General features: G+C 63.7%; 14 protein-coding genes. 8 read left to right on the top strand and 6 right to left on the bottom strand.

Features of this window, described 5'->3' with window-relative positions; translation table 11 throughout:
* Positions 1 to 4 precede the first annotated feature (4 nt).
* The 4 genes from L2D01_07510 to L2D01_07495 are packed head-to-tail and all read left to right on the top strand — an operon-like array spanning position 5 to position 4599.
* Positions 5 to 1126 (top strand): TRAP transporter substrate-binding protein, encoded by a 1122-nt coding sequence (locus tag L2D01_07510; protein WBQ08751.1) that lies wholly within the window; start codon positions 5 to 7, stop codon positions 1124 to 1126.
* Between the two features lie 4 nt (positions 1127 to 1130).
* Positions 1131 to 1913: a TRAP transporter small permease subunit gene (locus L2D01_07505; GenBank protein WBQ08750.1), complete on the top strand. Its 783-nt coding sequence runs from the start codon at positions 1131 to 1133 to the stop codon at positions 1911 to 1913.
* A 3-nt stretch (positions 1914 to 1916) separates the two neighbouring features.
* Complete coding sequence (locus L2D01_07500) at positions 1917 to 3494, top strand: TRAP transporter large permease subunit (GenBank protein ID WBQ08749.1); 1578 nt, start codon at positions 1917 to 1919, stop codon at positions 3492 to 3494.
* Positions 3484 to 4599: an AI-2E family transporter gene (locus tag L2D01_07495; protein WBQ08748.1), complete on the top strand. Its 1116-nt coding sequence runs from the start codon at positions 3484 to 3486 to the stop codon at positions 4597 to 4599. Before L2D01_07500 ends, L2D01_07495 begins: the two co-directional genes overlap by 11 nt.
* Here the strand turns inward: L2D01_07495 and L2D01_07490 are convergent.
* Positions 4563 to 5543 carry a M48 family metallopeptidase gene (locus tag L2D01_07490; protein ID WBQ08747.1) on the bottom strand — a complete coding sequence of 327 codons (981 nt, stop codon included), beginning with the start codon at positions 5541 to 5543 and terminating at the stop codon, positions 4563 to 4565. The genes L2D01_07495 and L2D01_07490 overlap by 37 nt on opposite strands.
* 216 nt (positions 5544 to 5759) lie before the next feature.
* Here L2D01_07490 and L2D01_07485 point away from each other — a divergent pair, with 216 nt between their 5' ends.
* From L2D01_07485 to L2D01_07475, 3 genes are read left to right on the top strand one after another with little or no spacing between them, the layout of a single operon-like run.
* Entirely contained in the window at positions 5760 to 6452 is a 693-nt protein-coding gene (locus L2D01_07485; protein WBQ08746.1) for a hypothetical protein, read from the top strand.
* Positions 6453 to 6464: 12 nt separating this feature from the next.
* Positions 6465 to 7091 carry a hypothetical protein gene (locus L2D01_07480; GenBank protein WBQ08745.1) on the top strand — a complete coding sequence of 209 codons (627 nt, stop codon included), beginning with the start codon at positions 6465 to 6467 and terminating at the stop codon, positions 7089 to 7091.
* Positions 7081 to 7779 (top strand): Fic family protein, encoded by a 699-nt coding sequence (locus L2D01_07475; protein WBQ08744.1) that lies wholly within the window; start codon positions 7081 to 7083, stop codon positions 7777 to 7779. Before L2D01_07480 ends, L2D01_07475 begins: the two co-directional genes overlap by 11 nt.
* Here L2D01_07475 and L2D01_07470 read toward each other — a convergent pair.
* Complete coding sequence (locus L2D01_07470) at positions 7776 to 8324, bottom strand: LemA family protein (protein ID WBQ08743.1); 549 nt, start codon at positions 8322 to 8324, stop codon at positions 7776 to 7778. The two genes, L2D01_07475 and L2D01_07470, sit on opposite strands and share 4 nt — an antisense overlap.
* A gap of 738 nt (positions 8325 to 9062) precedes the next feature.
* Between L2D01_07470 and L2D01_07465 the strand changes: the two genes are divergently transcribed.
* Positions 9063 to 9494, top strand: a complete 432-nt coding sequence (locus L2D01_07465; GenBank protein WBQ08742.1) for a CRISPR-associated endonuclease Cas1 — start codon at positions 9063 to 9065, stop codon at positions 9492 to 9494.
* A gap of 1 nt (position 9495) precedes the next feature.
* Here L2D01_07465 and L2D01_07460 read toward each other — a convergent pair whose 3' ends face one another.
* The 4 genes from L2D01_07460 to L2D01_07445 form a co-directional block, all read right to left on the bottom strand.
* A complete protein-coding gene (locus L2D01_07460) occupies positions 9496 to 9696 on the bottom strand; it encodes a hypothetical protein (protein WBQ08741.1) in 201 nt (66 codons plus the stop codon).
* A 777-nt stretch (positions 9697 to 10473) separates the two neighbouring features.
* Positions 10474 to 12717 carry a DNA topoisomerase IV subunit A gene (parC, locus tag L2D01_07455; GenBank protein WBQ11612.1) on the bottom strand — a complete coding sequence of 748 codons (2244 nt, stop codon included), beginning with the start codon at positions 12715 to 12717 and terminating at the stop codon, positions 10474 to 10476.
* An 86-nt stretch (positions 12718 to 12803) separates the two neighbouring features.
* Positions 12804 to 14906: a ComEC family competence protein gene (locus L2D01_07450; GenBank protein ID WBQ11611.1), complete on the bottom strand. Its 2103-nt coding sequence runs from the start codon at positions 14904 to 14906 to the stop codon at positions 12804 to 12806.
* Positions 14907 to 14970: 64 nt separating this feature from the next.
* Complete coding sequence (locus L2D01_07445) at positions 14971 to 16161, bottom strand: LL-diaminopimelate aminotransferase (protein WBQ11610.1); 1191 nt, start codon at positions 16159 to 16161, stop codon at positions 14971 to 14973.
* Positions 16162 to 16237 lie beyond the last annotated feature (76 nt).

Here is a 16237-nt window from a genome sequence, read left to right as displayed (position 1 = left end):
CATCATGGATCGCCGCACATTCATTTCCGGCGCTGCAATCGCGGCGGCAGGCGCGGCCAGCGCGTGTTCGCAGGACGCCGGAACCCAGAACGGGCCAGCAGCCCCGGCTGTGGCGCGCGGGCGCACGCGGCGTTTGCGCATGGTCACCACCTGGCCGGCGGGGTTTCCGGGGCTGGGCACGGCGGCCGAGCGCACGGCCGAGTTCATCCGAGACATGTCGGGCGGCGAGCTGGATATCCGCGTCCATGGCGCCGGCGAGATTGTCGGGGCGTTTGAAGTGTTTGACGCCGTCTCGAATGGCGTCGCCGACATGTATCACGGCGCAGAGTATTACTGGCAGGGCCGCTCGCCCGCGTACAATTTCTTCTGCTCGGTGCCCATGGGCCTGACCGCCACCGAGATCATGGGCTGGGTGGAATATGGCGGCGGCCAGCAGCTCTGGGACGAGCTGGCCGGCCAGTTCAATCTGATCGCTTTCCAGGCCGGCAATACCGGCCATCAGATGGGCGGCTGGTTCAAGCGCGAGATCAATGCCCTGTCCGATTTTCGGGGCTTGCGCATGCGCATTCCGGGCATCGCCGGCAATGTGATCCGCGAGCTGGGCGGCGCGGCGGTGGCGCTGTCAGGCGGGGAAATCTACCAGGCGCTCCAGTCCGGCGCCATCGACGCGACCGAGTGGGTGGGCCCATGGAACGACATGGCGTTCGGCTTCTATCGCGAGGCTCCGTATTATTACGGCCCGGGCTTCCATGAGCCGGGTGCAGCCCTGGCGGTCGGCATCAACCGGGGCGTCTGGGAGTCCTTGTCCTCGGATCACCAGGCCATAGTGCGCGCCGCCTGCCGGGCGGCCAACAACCAGAGTCTGGCCGAGTTCACTTATCAGAACGGCCTGGCGCTGGAGACCCTGCGCACCCGCCATGGCGTGCAGCTGCGCGACTTCTCCGACGATATCTGGCGCGAGATCGGGCGGGTGTCCGAACAGGTGGTCGCCGACAGCGCCCAGAGCGATCCTCTGACCCGCCGGGTCTATGACAGCTATATCGAAGCGCGCCGGGTCATGCGGTCGTGGAGCTCGATTTCCGAAGCGCCCTATCTGCAGCGCCGCGACATGATTCTGGGGGGCTGACCGCATGCGCGCCGGCGACGCCCTGCTGCTGGTTCTGCTGGGCGCGACCCTGGCCGGACTGGCGGCGGACGCCGCCACGGGCGGAGCGATGGGCGCGTGGCTACAGGCGAACCTGCCCGCGCTGGGGCAGAGCACAGGTGCGGCGCTGGGCTTGATCGGGCTCATCCTTTCCCCGCTGCTGGCCATCCCCCTGATCGCCGGGCTCTGGGGCCGCTTCGCGGGACTGCCCGCCCCTGTCGAAACTCTCCTGCGCCGCAGCGCGCTGGCCATTGATGCGGTGAACATCGCCATCGCCGACATGGTGCGCTGGGCGGCGCTGGCGCTTGTGGTGGTCACCGCCGTGATCGTGGTCCAGCGCTATGTGTTCGGCCTGTCGCTCTCGCGCCTGCAAGAGAGCGTGATCTATCTGCATTCGGCGCTGTTTCTTCTGACCAGCGCGGCGGCGCTCCTCAATGGCGGTCATGTGCGCGTGGATATCATCTATTCCAAACTGTCGGCCCGCGCACGCGCCTGGACGGATCTCGCGGGGACCTATCTCGCTCTGATGCCGATGTGCTGGCTGATCCTCTACACCTCCACCGGCTATGTCGGCGGGGCGTGGCGCATTCTGGAGCGCTCGCGCGAGGGCGACGGCCTGCCGCTGATCTTCCTGCTCAAGACCCTGATCCCGGTCTTCGCGGTCCTGATGATCCTTCAGGGCGCGTCCATGGCCGCACGCGCCGCGCTGACGCTGGCCGGGCGCGCCGCACCGCCCGCGCCGGGCGATCTGGCCGGACAGGAGCTCTAGGTCATGGCACTGGTGATCGATCTTCTGCCGTTTGTAATGTTCGCCGCCGCGTTTGCAGCCTTGCTGCGGGGCTACCCGGTGGCGTTCACGCTGGCGGGCGTAGCGATTGCGTTTGCGCTGATCGGGCTGGCGCTGGACCTGTTTGATCCGCTGCATCTGCGCGCCTTCCCGCAGCGCATCTATGGCAACATCATGGAGATGGACAAGGCGATCCTGGTGGCTGTGCCGCTGTTCGTCTTCATGGGCGTGATGCTGGAAAAATCACGCATCGCCGAGGAATTGCTCGAGGCCATGGGCGCGCTGTTCGGCGCCATGCGCGGAGGCCTCGGCATTTCAGTCGTGATTGTCGGGGCATTGCTGGCCGCCTCCACCGGCATTGTGGGCGCCACAGTGGTGACCATGGGCCTCTTATCCCTGCCCACCATGCTCAAGCGTGGATACGATCCGGGGCTGGCCTCAGGCACCATCGCGGCCTCGGGCACGCTGGGCCAGATCATCCCGCCCTCCATCGTTCTGGTCCTGCTGGGCGATCAGCTGTCATCGGCCTATGCCGACGCGCAGCGCCGCCAGGGCATTTTCTCGCCCGACATCATCTCGGTGGGCGATCTGTTCGCCGGCGCGTTGATCCCCGGCCTGATGCTGGTGGGCGCCTATATCCTCTATCAGGTGTTCGTCGCCGTCACCCGGCCCAGCGCCGCGCCGGCGGCGGCGCGTTCCGAAGTGAAGGCTGACTGGAGCAAAATCCTGGCCGCCCTCCTGCCCCCACTGGTGCTGATGGTCGCCGTGCTCGGTTCGATCCTCAGCGGTCTCGCCACGCCTACGGAAGCGGCGGGCGTTGGCGCCATCGGCGCGACCTTGCTGGCGGGCTTTCGTAATGCGGGGGGCGCAACCAACCCGCTGGCCGGCCGCGCGATCGTGGCTATTGGCGCGCTGGCGCTGGCCGCGCTCATCGGATCGGTGCTGGTGATTGATCTGCGGTCGGGCGCGCCGGGCGCCGCCTTGACCGCCGGCTACGCCCTGGCCGCCATCGCCGCCGCGGGCGGCGCGTTTGCGCTGTGGCGGCTTCACCGCACCGGCGTGCTGGACCAGGTGATGCGCTCCACGGCGCAAATCTCCGCCATGGTGTTCGTGATCCTGATCGGCGCCAGCCTGTTCGCGCTGGTGTTCCGCGAGCTGGGCGGAGACGAGACCGTGCGCGCCGCCCTGGAGGCTGTGCCCGGCGGCATTTACGGCGCGCTGGCCGTGGTCATGATCATCATGTTCCTTCTGGGCTTCTTCCTCGACTTCATCGAAATCACCTTCGTGGTGGTTCCCATCGTGGCGCCAGTGCTGCTGTTCATGGGCGTGGACCCGATCTGGCTCGGCGTATTGATGGCGCTGAATCTGCAGACAAGTTTCCTGACGCCGCCCTTCGGTTTTGCGCTATTCTACCTGCGCGGCGTAGCTCCGCCGCAGGTCACCACCGCCGCGATCTATCGCGGCGCCATGCCCTTTGTCGGCATCCAGATCGCGGCGATCACCGCAGTGATCGCCCTGCCCTGGCTGGCGACTGCCTTGCCAAGGATGCTCTATGGTTCATGACGCGCGCCGGCTTCAGCTTCAACGGGTCTTCATTGTCGCGCTCGCGCTGGGCCTGACCGCCGTTTTCCTCTGGATGATCCGCGATTTTCTCGGCGCGCTGTTTCTGGCGGCTGTGATGGCCATTTTCCTGATGCCGGTGCAGCGCAGGCTGTCATCACTCATGGGCGGGCGTCCCAAGATTACCGCGTCCCTGCTGCTGGTTCTGGCCGTCTTCCTGATCCTCCTGCCCCTGCTGGCAATTCTGGGGGTTGTCGCCCAGCAGGCAGTGGAGGTGGGCCAGACCGTGCTGCCCTGGCTGCAGGGCGAGATCCGCAATTTCCGCGAAGAAGGCCTGGCCGGTCTGCCCGACTGGGTGCCGTTCAAGGACGCCCTCGCCCCCTATCAGGGCGAAATGGCCCGCCGGCTCAATGAGCTGGCCTCCGGTCTGGGCGGCGCGATGATCAATGGCCTGACCCGCGCTACGGGCGGCGCGCTGGGTTTTGCGCTGGGCGCCATCGTCTTCCTGTTCGCCCTGTTCTATCTGCTCACATCCGGCGAGAGCTCGCTCAAGGGCGCCATGAACCTCTTGCCGATGCGCGACCGCGATCGCGAAGTGCTGGCGGAACGCACGCTCTCGACGATCCGGGCCACCGTGAAAGGCACCTTCATCATCGCCCTGATCCAGGGCTCGCTGACCGGCGGCGCCATGGCCATTGCGGGCGTGCCGGGCTCGGTGTTCTGGGGCGCAGTGGCGGGCCTTATCTCTATCATTCCGGCCGTCGGCACGCCGCTGGTCTGGGGGCCGGCGGTCATCTGGCTGTTCGCCACGGGCTCGCCCGTCGCGGCGGTCGTGCTGGCCATATTCGGCTTTGTCGTCATCATGCATGTCGACAACGTGCTGCGCCCGATGCTGGTGGGCAAGGACGCCAAAATGAGCGATCTGATGGTGCTGTTGTCGACGCTGGGCGGCCTGACCCTGTTCGGCTTTATCGGCCTGGTGATCGGCCCGGTCGTCGCCGCCCTGTTCACCTCGGTCTGGTTCATATACGCGCGCACCTATCGCGACCTCCTGGACGAGGACGACGCGCCTCAGGCCCCGGCCCGGACCGACGATCCCCCCGCATAGGCCTCCAGCGCCGCGATCCGCTTGGGGATGGGCGGGTGGGTGGTGAACAGGCCCGCGAACGAGGCTGAATCATCGTGCAGGAACATCTGGCGCACTTCCTCGGGCGCTTTGTCGATGGTGGTGCGCCCTGAAATCTTGTTCAGCGCCCCGATCATCGCATCGGGATTGCGCGTCAGTTCCACCGCGCCCGCATCGGCCATGTATTCGCGTTTTCGCGACATGGCGAAGCGGATCATGATCGCCAAAACATAGCTCAGCGCCACAATGGCCAGCGCCACGATGATCAGCACGCCCGCATTGCCGCCTCCGCCCCGGCGCGCCCCGCCCGCACGCGCGACCGAGCCGCGCAACATGCCACGCGCGAAGATCTGGCCGACGAAGGAAATAATCCCCACGAAGATCACCGAAATCACCAGAAGGCGCACATCGCGGTTTCGAATATGCGTCAGCTCATGGGCCAGCACCGCTTCGAGCTCGTCATCATCAAGGCTGTCCATCAGCCCGCGCGTCACCGTCACCGCCGCCTGGCGCTCGCTGAGCCCGGTGGCGTAGGCATTCAGGGACGGCGTTTCGATGATGCGCAAGGCCGGCATGGTCAGCCCGCGCGAGATGCACAGGTTTTCGAGCAGATTATAGAGCTTGGGCTCATCAGTCCGGCGCACGGTATGGGCGCCAGTGGCCGCGTCAATCATCCGCTGATAGCCGAGCCAGGCGATGATGAACCAGACCCCGGCGGCCACCAGCACGAAGGGGATGGCCGACAGCGTCCAGTCCAGCGCCAGCGCGAATTCCTGCTGGCCCGGCGCATCGGCCGAGTAGGCAACGAAGAACAGCGCCCCGGCATAGGTCAGCGCCAGCAGGAGCACCGGAAACCCCGCCATCAGGACAATGGATTTCAGGTTATTGTTCCAGATATGCGTGCGCAGACCCGCCGCAGCGATCATGGGCGGCTCCTCCGTTGTTTGAACCGGCGCTGGTCCGGCTTCGCGCTCCCAGTGGCACTGTTGGGGAGGCCGGGAGGGCCGGTCAATATCGCAGCCGCACTTGAGGGATTGACCACGGTCGCCTCGCTTCCTGCCCACAAACCGGAACGCAGCCCGGTCACATTTTTGACGCTATTTTTATGCTATCTTGAAGTGCATAATAGTGTGGAGAAGATCATGACCACCGATGTCATTGTCATCACAGGCACGAGACTGACGCCGCCCTACGATCCAGGCCCGAGTGGCCCGGGTATGCACCTTCATCCCGATACAGATCAGGGCGGAGGCGGTGGCGATTGGGGCGATCCTGATCCCGTTCAGGGCGAGGACCCATGCCAGGGGCAGTCTGAGGCGTCATCAGCGCACCTGCCGGATGATATTCAGAACGTCAGGACTGTGGCGCAGACAGCGGCGACGACACTCATAAGCCGGGTGTCCGGCACTCAGTTTATTGAACATGGCGTATTTATTGTGCGAGACCAAAGCGGAGCATTGAGAGCGACGGATACTTTTACGTCGAACAGCTCAGACACCATCAGCTTTCGCGTGGAAAATGGAGTTCCATCCGGACCGCTGCAGGCCCTGCGCAACATCCCGGGTACAGATACAATCGTAGGGTTCGCTCACCTTCACCGCAACGATCCGAGACCCAGCGAAGACGATGCACGATTTGCTCAGCACCTGAGAAGTAACGGGTTTCTTATGGGTGCAACGGCAATGATTGATCCTAATTTCATGGACTATATTGTCTGGTTCCCTCCAGAACAGCATAATGTGCCCGGGACGCCCTCATTACGTGAATTCTCGGAACATGAAATGGCCCAAATTAGAGGCGGCAATACAAACGCTTGTGGTTTGCGACTGGATTGAGAGGGTCGTGTTATGAAGTGGGTCCTTGGGCTCCTGACCGCGTGGGCCATTTGGTCGGCGGGAGCAATATCGGCGGATGCGCAGACGTTCTGCATCGACCCCGGCCCGGATCACGCGGATGAATCTTGCCGATATGTTCCCTACAACACAAACGTGGAGACGGCATTCGAAGCATCTTGCCGTCTGGGAGCGATCCGGCTGACCTCAAACCGGACTATCGGCAATATTTCAGAGGAAATAGGACACTATACATATCGCTTATTCCTCGATGGAGAAACATATAGTGATCAGGTAAATGAGTTCGTAAATCGCGCCATGGCTCAATATTACACGGTCGCGCGGCTGGATCGCATCGCTTGCATGTATGGTGATGAATTCGACTTGCGCCTCAAGCTTCATCTGACCCGTCAATATGGCCATTTTGGCACCGTTCGACCGGTGACGCGGCCTGTTTCATTCAGCTTCCTGATTTACACCATCACCATCAAGGATGGAGAGGTGCTTTACGACGAGGTGCGCGAGTGGATCAGCGATGATATCGGCTGGCCGGGCCAGCTTGTGATCGCGAGCGAGTTCACCCGTGAGTACGGGATAGACGACCTGCCCCTGCGTCCTCGTGCAGCGGACGATGCGCCGTGACGCCATGCGGGTGAACCTGTTGGACGTGAGGCCCAGATTCGCCTACCCCGACCTTGATCATCACCATCTGGAAGCGCTTCTGACCGGGCTGAAGGCGCTGCGGGCGCTGCCTGATGACATCGCGCTGGCCCGAGACCTGGCCAGGACGAGCGCCCGCCATCAATCGAGCCTGCTCCGGCATGCCGATCATCTTGCCGGGCGGACACGTCCTTCACTGGACGACCTGCAAGACGCCCCGGCCGATCTAAACATGATCGCGAAACGCGTGCTGGGCGCCTGCGCCGAATTTCGCACCCGAACAGCCCGATCAGGCGTCTGCGGCAACTACCGGATGCTGTATCCCGACCCGGAACACCTGCCGGAACTGATGGACCAGTGGCGCGCCCTGACTCTTGCAGCGGCGCCTCACCCTTTAGCCTGGGCCATGATGCGGTATCTCGCGCTGGTTTTGATTCACCCATATCGCGATGGCAATGGACGCATGGCGCGCGCCGTTCTGGAGATCGACCTGAGCCAGATAACAGGTGGCGCCATCGCGCCGCTCACTCTGTCGCCCTTCATTCACAACGATATTCACGGGCTGGCTGAAGCCGTCGTTAATGCGCACAGACTAAACACCAACCAGCCGCTTTTCAGCTGGCTGGCGCGCCTGTTTCAAAGCCGTCTGGCGTATCGGCCCCGCCCCTAGAAAGACACAGACGGCGTCGCGCGTTCCGTACCGCCGATCTCGAAGAATTCCTTCTCCTTGAAGCCGAACATGCCCGCCAGCACGACCGCCGGGAATTGTTCGATGGCGGTGTTGTATTCCGACACGGCATTGTTGAAGAAGCGGCGCGCGGCGGCGATCTTGTTTTCCAGATCCGCCAGCTCGTTCTGGAGTTTGAGGAAATTCTGGTTCGCCTTCAGGTCCGGATAGGCTTCCGACAGAGCGAACAGCTGGCGCAGCGCGCCGGTCAGCATGTTCTCGGCCTGGGCCAGGTCTTTCACCGAGCTGGCGTCCACCGCCTGCTGGCGGGCTTTGACCACGTTTTCCAGCGTCTGGCTCTCGTGGGCGGCGTAGCCTTTCACGGTCTCCACCAGATTGGGGACCAGATCGTGGCGCTGCTTGAGCTGGACGTCGATATCGCCCCAGGCCTGACGCGTCGTCTGACGCAGCGCGACCAGCCGGTTGTAGATCAGGACGATGACCAGGCCGATCACCACGATGATGGCCAAAAACACCATGAATTCCATGTCGCACTCCTAAAGCCCGGCGCGAGTCAGCACCGCTTGCCCATGGTTTAACGCGCACGCGCGCCAACGCCAACTGACAACGCAGACAGGGTCAACGGCCGGTCAAGCGCCAAGGCCATCGCATTTGGAGCGGATTTGGTTGAAGACGGCGCTGTCCGCTGTCCCTCCCCTTGAGGGGAGGGGTATAGATAAGTCCAGCGGAAAATATGATGGCGTTTCCGGATACTCGCTCGAGCGCATCCGGGCTCCACTCCCGGCGCGCTGGCCACACCTCAAACCATCCAATATGAAAGGGTCAGACTCTCAAAATAACTGAGGGAGCAGAGGGTCTCAGGTCACCCGCCGCGTATCGTGATCGTGGACGGCTCCGGCGAAATCACGCTGGACGCGCTTGATTGGCTGGGCTCTCAGGACACGCCGCTCATCCGCCTGCGTTGGGATGGCCGCATTCAGTCGGTTGTCGGTAAGCCCAGCTAAGCCAGCGATCCCGAGAAAGCCGCATGGCAGAGACAGAGGCGGACCAAAGAGGCGGCTCGCGCCGCGTTCGGCGCGAACCTTATTCGCCAGAAGATCGAAGGCACGCTCGACAATCTTCAAGCCTGTTTTCCGCCCTCTGACATTCGCGCGCGCGATGGCGTGCGCAGAAGAAGTACTAGCCATTCTGGAGCGCAGCCCGCCTCAAACCGTATCTGAATTGCTCGGCCTGGAGGGCCAGGTCTCGCGGGCATACTTTCGGACATGGCGCACAACGCCGATCCGTCGAAAGCGCGCGATCAGAACGCCATCCCGCAAGATTGGCTGACCTATCAATCACGCTCATCGCTCAGGGCGAAGAAGGTTCCGAGCAACCGGCGGGCAACGCACCCGGTCAACGCCATGCTCAATTACGCCTACGGCATGCTCGAAATTCGCACCCGCATCGCGATCATCGCAGACGGATATGACCCGACAATCGGGATTGTTCATGGTGACACGCGCCCAGACCGCGATACATTCGTATTCGACCGGATGGAGTCGGCTAGGCCGGAAGCTGAGCGCAAGGTGCTGGAGATGCTCCGGGAGCATGAGTTCAGCGCAAAGGATTTTGGCGTGAGTGAGAATGGGACGTGTCGGGTGGGTGCATTAATACCAAGGCTTCTTGCTAGCCGCATCACGCCTCAAATAATTTAGCTTATGGCGGGCATAAAATGAGGCAACGGCGGAATAGGTTTTTCCCTTTTATAAAAACACTTTCTTCGCAGTTTGCGATATTTATTGCTTCGCTAAGCCTATCCGGCCTTTTAATAAGGATATTTTTTGCGGAATCTCCACCATTTCTATTTATTGTTTCCGAGTTGGCCGGAGAAATATCAAGGATAATATTTAATTTCACGATAGGGCTCCCTATAACCGTTTTTCAAGTGGATATATTCCCGCAATTTGTGAAAGACCTATCTTTTAGCTATTTTTTGCTTGGATCTGCTTTGTTAAATGCTGTAGGACCAACGTTCAATGAGGTTACAAATAACAGTGGCGGAACCTTTCAATCTTCGAGTGTTCGTCTTCTATCATTACAGAAATTAATAAATAAAATTAAAGATAAATTACGGAAGACTCCGCGATTACTACACTTTATACATAGAGGTTACTTTTATTTTAACATGTATGTCCTCTGGCCGATTTACATTATTGATATGGTTCATGATCCATGGGTGGTGCGCTGGAGAAGAGATGACGGGTGGAAATACCGTCTAATTATACCGCGCAAAACGGAATATGATCACGCGTTTGATCGTGTTTCTTTACTTAATTCTATCAGGGGTCCATTCGTCACACGGTTAATTTCTATTTTTGGTATCGCAGCAATATTACTTGCTGTTTATGTTGGAATCTATTTATCCTATCGAAACCCGGAATTTCTGCAGTCCATCGTCCAGTATCTCCAAAAATTTTGACATTTTGGCTCAGCCCTCTGATGCGGGCTGGAAATTAGTAGAGACTGTTGGCTAGGTAAAACGCTCCGATCCAAAATCGAAGGCGTAATTGAATCCGCTCCCCGCCGTTCGATTACGATCCGCTACAGCACGCGTGGCTGATATTAAATTCCAGATTTATCTATACCCCCTCCCCTTGAGGGGAGGGAGAGCGTGCTGAGCCGGCTGCACCAGCCCTACCGCCCGTCAAACCGCTTGGACGTGAAGCCTTTGGGCGCCAGCTTGCCGGCCTGGGCGCGCCGGCCTTCGAACAGGCGCCAATCTTCAACCAGATGGCGCCGGCCTGCCGGATCAATGCGCACCAGACCCTCTTCGCTGGCGAACACTGTGATGTCGGCGAGCCCGGCCTGCTTGGAGCCGCCGATCAGGCGCACGCCCTTGCCGCGCACCATTTCGGGCATGTCGTCGAGCGGGAAGACCAGCAGCTTGCGGTTCTCGCCCAGCACAGCCACCCGGTCACCCGTGACCGGCACAGCGGCCATGGCGCGCGCGCCGGCAGACAGCGTCAGCACCTGGCGCCCGGCCCGCTTGGCGGCGGGCAGTTCCTTTTCCTCCGCGATGAAGCCATGGCCCGATGTGGAGGCGAGCAGGAGCTTGCGCGCCGGATCGTGGCGCATAAGCGATACCGGGTCGGCATCGTCGGCGGCGTCCACCATCAGGCGCACCGGCTCGCCAAAGCCGCGCCCGCCGGGCAGTTTCGCCGCATCCAGGGTGAACCAGCGCCCGTCCGTGGTGAACAGGAGGAGCTTGTCTGTGGTCTCGGCCTTGACCGCGAACAGGGTCTCGTCCCCGTCCTTGTGCTTCAGCGTCGACAGATCATCCACATGGCCCTTCAGAGCGCGGATCCAGCCCATGCGCGACAGGACGACCGTGATCGGCTCGCGCGCGATGAGGGCCTCGTCCACCGCGTCGGACAGATCGGCCGAAGGCGCATCGGCGAACTCGGTGCGGCGCTTGCCCAGAGGCGTGGCGGGGCCGAAGCGCTTCTTCACCTCGGCGATTTCGGTGTCCACGGCCTTCCACTGCACGGCCTCGTCGGCGATCAGTTCCTGCAGCGCCGAGCGCTCCCCGCCCAGCGTGTCCGCCTCGGCGCGCAGGGTCATTTCTTCCAGTTTGCGCAAAGAGCGCAGGCGCATGTTCAGGATGGCCTCGGCCTGACGCTCGGTCAGGCTGAACGCCGCCATCAGGACGGGGCGCGGCTCATCCTCCTCGCGGATGATGCGGATCACCTCGTCCAGATTGAGGAAGGCGATGATATAGCCGGCCAGAACCTCCAGCCGGTCCTCCACCTTTTCCAGCCGGGCGCGGGCGCGGCGCACCACCACCACCTGCCGGTGATCCAGCCAGATGCGCAGCGCCTCTTTCAGCCCCACCACGCGCGGCGCGCCGGTGGCGTCCAGCACGTTCATGTTCATGGCGAAGCGCACTTCCAGATCGGTGACCCGGAACAGCGATTCCATTAGCAAGGCCGGATCGACGCTGCGGCTTTTGGGCTCGAACACGACGCGGATATCCTCCGCGCTCTCGTCCATCACATCGGCCAGAAGCGGCAGCTTCTTTAGCTCCATCAGCGACGCGATGCGTTCGATCAGGCGGGATTTCTGGACCAGGTAGGGAATCTCGGTGACCACCACGCGCCACTGGCCGCGCGCCGCCTCCTCCACCTCCCAGCGCGCGCGCAGGCGGAAGCCCCCGCGCCCGGTCACATAGGCCTCCAACATGGAGCCGGCCGGTTCGACGCACACGCCGCCCGTGGGGAAGTCGGGCCCCTTGACGTAGTTCATCAGGGTCTCGGTGGCTGCATTGGGCGTCTTGATCAGATGGCGCGCCGCATCGCACAGCTCGGCGGCGTTATGGGGCGGGATATTGGTGGCCATGCCCACCGCAATACCCGCCGAGCCATTGGCCAGAAGGTTCGGGAAGGCGGCGGGAAGCACCAGCGGCTCCTCATCCTCGCCGTCATACGTGGTGCGAAAATCGACCGTGCCGGCATCGTAATCCTGCAGGATCAGACGTGCGGCTTCGGTCAGGCGCGCTTCGGTATAGCGCATGGCCGCAGCGCCATCGCCGTCCACATTGCCGAAATTGCCCTGGCCCTCGACCAGCGGATAGCGGCTGGCGAAATCCTGGGCCAGGCGCACCAGCGCTTCATACACCGCCTGGTCGCCATGGGGGTGGAAGCGGCCGATCACATCGCCCACCACGCGCGCACACTTCTTGAACGCCGAGTCCGGGTCCAGCTTGAGCAGCCGCATGGCGTAGAGCAGGCGCCGGTGAACCGGTTTCAGCCCGTCGCGCGCATCAGGCAACGCCCGCTGGGTGATGGTGGACAGCGCATAGGCGAGATAGCGCGAGGACAGCGCATCCTCAAAGCTCTCCTCGAATATCCGCCCGCCGTCTCCGGGAAACTGCTCGCCCATATCGTCCTCGCGATTCGATCAGGTTCGACTATACGCGCTGGAGGCCGGGCGCGAGGGGTATGGGGTGCAGCCCCGTCAACACCTGATCACGTCTCCCACGGCCTCCCCCGCCGCGCGTCATTGGCGGTGCGCAGGCGGATGACGCGGCCATCGCGGATCCAGACCTCCGCGCCGCCCAACTCCTCTCGCGCCGGATTGTCCAGCAGGATGGCGGCGCAGCGCCGCTTGCGCCAGGCGCTGGCGCGGCCCTGAAACAGGATCAGATCGGCGCGCTCGCAATCCTCCACCAGGGCTTCCGGATGGCTGGTGACCGCCACCAGCACGCCCTCCACCGTGCGGCCCGCACAGCCCAGCGTGTCACAGGCAAGCCCGGCGCGTTCAGGGCGCGCTCCGCCCTCCCCGGCGCGCTGCAGCAAAACCGTTGAGGCGAAGCGCGCGCGGCGCGTGTTGGTCGCTTGAAAACCTGCGCCCTCCTCAAACCGCGCCAGCACGACGCCGCCATCGGCGATCATGAGACTGGGCGGGCTCTGCGCGGTCCATAGCGCCAGCGCTAGAAGCGTCACGGCGCCGCCTGTCAGACGCGCCAGCCCCAGGCCCAGGGTCAGCATCGAGAACCCGGCTGCGTACAGCGCCACCACCCGCCCATCGGCGGCCGTGACCTGCACCGCAGCGCCCTCAAAGCCGGCCGTCCAGTGGGCGATGGCGAGCACCACGCGCAGGCCGTAATCCATGGCAAAGAGAAAAACGCCCTCCAGCCCGAAAGGTGCAGCGGCCAGCGCCATCACGCCCGCCGGCATCACCCAGAAGGTGAAGACCGGCATGGCCAGCAGGTTGGCGACCATGCCGTAGGCGGCCATGCGCTGGAAATGAAAGGCGGCAAACGCGCCGGTGGCCGCGCCCGCCACCAAAGACGTCACGGTGAGGCCCGCAAAGCTGCCCACGGCGCGCCCGATCAGGCCGGGGCGTCCCTCCGGCGCGGGCCGCACCCGCATCCACGCCTCATACACCGCGATCAGCGCGGCAACCGCAGCAAAGCTCATCTGGAAGCCGGCATGGATCACGCTTTCGGGTGCGATCAGCAGCACAGCCAGCGCCGCCAGCGCCAGCGAGCGCAGCGAGAAGGCGCGCCGGTCGATGAGCACGCCTATGAGCACCACGCAGGCCATGATCCAGGCGCGCTGGGTCGACACGGCGGCGCCGGACAGGATGAGGTAGGCGGTCGCGGCCAGAATGGCGATCAGGGCGGCGGGCTTGCGCGGATCATGGGCGCGCGCCAACGGCTCGATGCTCGCCAGCATGAAACGCACCGCGAAGAACACGCCGCCGGCGAACAGCGCCATGTGCAGGCCCGATATCGCCAGAATATGCCCCAGCCCTGACAGGCGCAGCGCCTCGGCGTCGTCTTCGCTGACCCCGGCGCGCTCCCCGGTGAGCAGGGCTGCGGCCACAGCGCCCGTGCGCTCTCCGGCGACCGTCTCGACCCTCTGGGCGAGGCGCCATCGCAGCCCCGCCAGCCAGCGGTTGAACCCGCCGCCCTGAATCGAAGCCGGTTCCAGCGCCGCAATGGCATAGCCGGTCAGTGCGACGGAACTAAACCAGGCCGCGCGCCCGCCATCATAACCGCCCGGCGCGGCGGGACCTGAGGGGCGGCTCAGCACAGCGCGCACCCGTACACCGTCCCCCGGCGCAAAGTCCGCCAGCCCGGCCCGCACCCTTATGCGCCTTGGCGGCTCTTCCGCGCCGTCCATGGCGGTGACCCGGATGCGCAGGCGCGGCCGCGTCCCGCCCCGCTCCACCGCCTCGATCCAGCCTTCCACGGCGACCGCGCGCCCTGAAATCTCCAGCGGCGGCGGGGCGGTGCGCTCGGTGCGCAATTGTGCGTGACCGAGTCCGAACACGAACATGGCGGCGAGAATGAGGACGTAGAGGATCACCGCCCGGCTACGCGCCAGCACCCCGCCCGCCAGCAGAACCGCCGCCAGCGCCATCAGCGCCCGCGCCGCCCAGGCGGGCGGTTCTTCGGGGAGGGCGAAATACGCTGCTGCCCCCGCCGCCAGCGCGCAGGGCAGCCACAGGATCAGGCGCGAGGGATCAGGCGCGCTGAAGCCTGCAGGGCCGCCCAGCACGGCCACAGCGCTGCGCTCCCAGAAACCGGGCGTGCGCCGGGAGGGATCAAAAACCGCGTCCACACGGGCAAGTTTTGCGCCTGTAGCGCGTTTCAGGCAAGGCGCATTCGCGTCAGGCGTGAGCGGCTCATCCCTTTGCGAAGAAGCCCTTCATGGCCCGCGCCGCCTGACGGATGCGCTGCTCGTTCTCAACCAGCGCCAGGCGCACATGGGTATCGCCGCGCTCGCCAAAGCCCAGACCCGGCGCCACGGCCACATCGGTCTCTTCCAGCAGGCGCTTGGCGAACTCCACCGAGCCCATATGGGCAAAGGGTTCCGGGATCGGCGTCCACGCGAACATGGTGGCCGGAGGGCTGGGGATATTGAACCCGATGCGTCCGAAGCTTTCCACCATGACGTCGCGGCGCTTGCGATAGGTCACGCGCGCCGCCTCCACCCCGTCCTGAGGGCCGTCCAGCGCCGCCACCGCCGCGATCTGGATCGGCGTGAAGGCGCCGTAATCGAGATAGGATTTTACGCGCTTGAGCGCCTCCACGAGGCGCGCGGACCCGGCCGCGAACCCGATACGCCAGCCCGGCATGGAATAGGTCTTGGACATGGAAGTGAACTCCACCGCCACATCGCGCGCGCCCTTCACCTCAAGGATGGAGGGCGGCGGCCCGCCGTCAAACCAGATATCGGCATAGGCGAGATCGGAAATGATCACCAGGTTGTTGTCCCGCGCCAGCTTGACCGCCTCCTCATAGAAATCGAGGCCCACCACGCGCGCTGTGGGGTTGGAGGGGAAATTCAGCACCAGGGCCGATGGCGCGGGTATGGAGCGTTTGCACGCCAAAGCCACATCGCGCAGGAAAGTCTCGGGGTTATCAAACCCCACCGGACGCACGGCGGCGCCCGCGATGATGAAGCCGAACATGTGGATGGGATAGGACGGGTCCGGCACCAGGATGACATCGCCCGGCGCGGTGATCGCCTGCGCCAGATTGGCCAGCCCCTCCTTGGAGCCCAGCGTGACGCACACTTCGGTATCGGGGTTGAGCGCGACATTGAACCGGCGCTCGTAATAGCGCGCCAGCGCCCGGCGCAGCGAGGGCAGGCCCTGGCTCGCTGAATAACGGTGCGCGCGCGGATCGGCGGCGACTTCTTTCAGCTTGTCGATGACGTGCTGGGCCGGCGGCAGGTCCGGATTGCCCATGCCGAAATCAATGACATCGCGCCCCGCCTTGCGGCTGGCGGCCTTCATCCGGTTCACTTCCGCGAACACATAAGGCGGCAGGCGCCGCTCCCGGTAAAACACTTCAGTCGGGGACGCGGTCATGGAAGGGTCCGGTTGCTGCGCTGCCACATGGAGGTCCAGCATTCAGCGTCAACGCCGCACCCGTCAATGGTTGAGC

It is taken from the genome of Hyphomonadaceae bacterium ML37 (assembly GCA_027627685.1).
GTDB lineage: Bacteria > Pseudomonadota > Alphaproteobacteria > Caulobacterales > Maricaulaceae > Oceanicaulis.
The sequence above is the reverse complement of the archived record's forward strand: the minus strand, read 5'-3'. Positions and strand labels throughout refer to the sequence as shown.